This is a genomic window from Pedobacter sp. 01T416_2 (assembly GCF_056398925.1).
In genome coordinates this window covers 1-4,430 of the sequence record NZ_JBFTQI010000504.1, presented here as the reverse complement: position 1 = coordinate 4,430, position 4,430 = coordinate 1, and the positions used below count along the sequence as shown (strand labels likewise).

Annotated in this window: 2 protein-coding genes; both read right to left on the bottom strand. The window is 40.1% G+C overall.

Features of this window, described 5'->3' with window-relative positions; genetic code table 11:
* Positions 1-85: 85 nt before the first annotated feature.
* Positions 86-2,686: an ATP-dependent chaperone ClpB gene (gene clpB / locus AC1DPQ_RS19050; protein WP_477578761.1), complete on the bottom strand. Its 2,601-nt coding sequence runs from the start codon at positions 2,684-2,686 to the stop codon at positions 86-88.
* Between the two features lie 953 nt (positions 2,687-3,639).
* Positions 3,640-4,430, bottom strand: a 791-nt coding sequence (locus AC1DPQ_RS19045; protein ID WP_477610543.1) for an alpha-L-rhamnosidase-related protein, incomplete at its 5' end; no start/stop codon positions are given.

The following is a 4,430-nucleotide window of genomic DNA, read 5'->3' as shown; positions in this document are numbered from 1 at the left end:
TAAAGTCTGTCAATAGTAGAGAAATTAGCTATTAAACAAAAAAAATCCCATAGGATTTGACCTATGGGATTTTGATTGTTGTATTTTAATCTGTTTTTTGGTTCAGGAACACAAAATTATGATCGAACATATCTAACTTAATTTTGCTGTCTTTATCTATCTTACCCGCCAATATCTCTTTCGACAACTCATTTAAGATTCTTTTTTGAATGACTCTTTTTAATGGTCTGGCACCAAACTGTGGATCGTAACCCAATTGTGCCAACCAATCTAAAGCTTCATCACTGGCATCCATTTCTATACCCATTTCGGCCAATGTTTGCTGTACATGTTTAAACTGTAAGCTTACAATATTTCTGATTTCGCTGCGGTTTAACGGAGTAAACATAATCAGCTCATCAATCCTGTTCAAAAACTCCGGACGAATGGTTTGTTTTAATACCTCAAACAGTTCGTTTTTGGTTTTGGCAATTACCTCATCGCGGTTTTCATCACTTAAATCTTTAAAATTATCCTGAATTAAATGTGCCCCAATATTAGAAGTCATGATGATGATCGTATTTTTAAAATTTACCGTTCTGCCTTTATTATCGGTTAAACGGCCATCATCCAATACCTGTAAAAGTATATTAAATACGTCAGGATGTGCTTTTTCAATCTCATCAAGCAACACCACTGAATAAGGTTTACGCCTAACTGCTTCGGTCAACTGTCCACCTTCATCATAACCAACATATCCTGGAGGCGCTCCAATTAAACGCGAAACGGCGTGGCGTTCCTGATATTCACTCATATCGATACGTGTTAGTGCATTTTCATCGTTGAATAAAAACTCTGCCAATGCTTTCGCAAGCTCCGTTTTACCCACTCCGGTTGTACCTAAAAAGATGAAAGAGCCAATTGGTTTGCGTTTATCCTGCAAGCCTGCACGCGAGCGACGGATCGCATCAGAAATGGCTTCAATTGCTTCATCCTGACCGGCCACACGCTGGTGTAATTCATCTTCTAAGTGAAGCAATTTCTCACGTTCGCTGGCAATCAGTTTGGTTACCGGAATGCCTGTCCAGCGGCCTACTACACCTGCAATGTCATCAGCTGTAACTTCTTCTTTAAGCATACGGCTATCGCTTTGCTGGCTTTCTAAATCGGCTTTCAGTTTCTCAACCTTATCCTGTGCTTCTTTAATTTTTCCGTAACGGATTTCGGCCACTTTACCGTAATCGCCTGCACGTTCAGCTTGTTCTGCTTCTAATTTATAGTGCTCAATCTGCTCTAGCTCATTATTTACCGCATCCACCAAATCTTTTTCACCTTGCCATTTGGCTTTCAGTTGATCACGCTCTGCTGATAGGTTGGCGATATCTTCTGATAGCTCTTTAACCTTTCTATCGTCTTTTTCACGCTTGATGGCTTCGCGTTCAATTTCTAAACGCATAATTTCACGGTCTAAAGCATCTACATTTTCAGGCACGCTGTCCATCTCCATACGTAGTTTCGATGCAGCCTCGTCCATTAAATCGATGGCTTTATCAGGTAAGAAGCGATCTGCAATATACCGCTGACTCATTTCTACTGCTGCGATAATGGCTTCATCTTTAATCCTTACTTTATGGTGTGTTTCATAACGTTCTTTTAATCCACGAAGGATCGAAATAGCATCCTGGGTATCAGGTTCTTCAACCATAACCTTTTGGAAACGGCGCTCTAAGGCTTTATCTTTTTCTAAATATTTTTGGTACTCATCCAAAGTGGTTGCACCAATGGCACGCAATTCTCCACGGGCAAGGGCAGGTTTTAAAATGTTCGCCGCATCCATTGCGCCTTCGCCACCACCAGCACCTACCAAAGTATGGATCTCATCAATAAACAATACGATTTCGCCATCACTCTGCGTAACTTCTTTAACCACGGCTTTTAAGCGTTCTTCGAACTCGCCTTTATATTTTGCACCTGCAATAAGAGAACCCATATCAAGCGAATAAACCACTTTGCTTTTTAGGTTCTCAGGTACATCACCTTTAATAATCCTGAAGGCAATACCCTCTGCAATGGCTGTTTTACCTACGCCGGGCTCACCAATTAAAATAGGGTTGTTTTTGGTTCTACGTGATAAAATCTGGATAACGCGGCGGATTTCTTCATCGCGGCCGATCACCGGATCAAGCTTTCCGCTCTCGGCATATTCGTTTAAATTCCTTGCATATTTGCTTAGGGCCTGGTAAGTAGCTTCCGCATTTTGATCCGTTACACGGTTATCGCCACGCAATTCTACAATGGCTTTTTTAAGGTCCTTTTCGTTAACGCCCTGTTCTTTTAATAATTTCGAAGTGCTATCGTTAACGGCTAAGATGCCTAATAATAAATGTTCTACAGAGACAAATTCATCTTTAAACTCTTTTAAAAATGTTTGCGCTTTCTGCAGGGCGCTATTGGCATTAGATGACAGATAGACATTGCTGCCGCTCACTTTCGGGAACTTGGCAATCTCTGCATCTAAGTTTTGATTTAATGAATTTAGGTTAACGTTCAGTTTCTTTAAAACATAAGAAACCACGTTTTCATCAACAGTAAGCAAACCTTTAAGCAGGTGTGCCGTTTCAATAGCCTGTTGCTGATTGCCTTGGGCTATTTCAGAAGCCTGTTGAACTGCTTCCTGGGCTTTTATAGTAAAATTGTTGAAGTTCATATTCCCTTTAAGGTCAAAACAAATGCCATCTTAGTTTTGATTTTTAAATCGGAAATTTTGTCGGTAAGATTCGGTTTTTAATGACTAAATTGCTGATTTTTAATGTTTTATACTGAAAAATTGTCGTGTATTGTTTTAAGTATACTAGGTTTGTATTATAAATTGCCAACCGTTAACTGCCAACTGATTTGGGCGTTACCCATGCTKCGCAAGGGCCCGGGCTTTTCAGGGCTGCGCTGCGGCTCCGGTACCGATGAAGGATCGGTACTGAACCCTTACAATCCCTAACGCGGAATCATTGGTGTCATTCTGAACGCAGTGAAGAATCTCTATTTACAATGCATATACTTTGAAGCAATATTAATTGGTGAAATCAGTAATCTATCGCTTAAAGATCCTTCGTACCTCAGGATGACAGCATTAAAAAGAATAACAAAACCATTAAAAATCTGCGAAAGCCCGGAGCGAAGAATGAGTGAGGACTTGGAGAGATAGCAGGACTTTCATCGCCTAAAAGCACCCAACCCTGCTTTTCCAAAAAAAAAGATTGACCATCTAAGCCAACTTAGTGCATCTAAGTATTGTGATTAATTAATCTTGTAGGTTTAGACCTCGCAGGTTTCGAAAACCTGCGAGGTCTGGAGATAGTATTTTAATTTTAGCATTTAAGCAAAAGATTCTTCACTACGTTACCAATGACAGATTAAAAAGAGAGATCGTCTTTCCCACACAGGCGGGAACCACGAAGTGCTCAGCGAAGCTAATCTTAAAGCGCTTGCATTACGATTATTCATAGGCTTTCTTCTCTTCAAAGGCATTCATGAGCACTGTGTGGTTCCCAATCAAGTTGGGAATGACGAACCGCCAAAACCTGTCATCAACACTCCTGTGTATTTGAAAAATTCTAGCCTCTTAGAATGACAAAGCCGTTGTAAACCCAGCGAAGTCCGAAACTATTTTCGGGCTTTATGCTCAATTATATACTTACCAGCAGCTAAATCTATCTTCCCAATGTTGTTTATCTTGCCATTTACATAATTATCCATGCCACGCGTAAGCGGTAAGTTGATCGTAGCCGTTGAATTTGCTGGAATGGTAATATCATACCTGATTCCATTATTAATTCTTTTCCATGCGCTGATAATTTTACCGTAAGGACCAATATGACTAGCTTCAAATGAATCCAGTCCTTCCATTATATGTGGATCCAATATCACATGTTTAAAGCCGGGCTGTTTTTCATCTGGTTTGATACCACCAGGCGATTTGTATAACCAGGCACCAATTTCTCCGAACATAATGTGGTTCATCGATATATCCGATTTTGCATCAATGGGCCAGTTCTCGTATAAAGTGGTGGCTCCGTTTTCCATCCACCAGCCCCAGCTTGGATAGGTTTTTTGAGCGGCAACTTTGTAGGCAATATCGCTGTAACCATTTTCACTCAATGCATTTAAAATGGCCTTTGTACCCAATAATCCCACATCCAAGTGAAAACCATCGGCTTCTACACGTTTGGCTAAATTCTCTGCAACTAAAGCAATCGATTCTTCCGGAACAATTTTCCAATAAAGCGGCACACTCATTTCAGTCTGTACGCCAGAAGCATAAATCCCTTTTTCCTTATTCAAATATTTGGCATTAAAAGCATCTTTAATTTTTTTAGCCAAAGCTGTATACTTTTCATAGTCATCATTTTTGCCTAAAATTTTTGCTGCCTTGGCCAAAATAAGCACATCAGCAT

Excerpts from the sequence above, each read along its gene's own strand:
- clpB (WP_477578761.1), bottom strand. The coding sequence starts at position 2,686 with ATGAACTTCAACAATTTTACTATAAAAGCCCAGGAAGCAGTTCAACAG.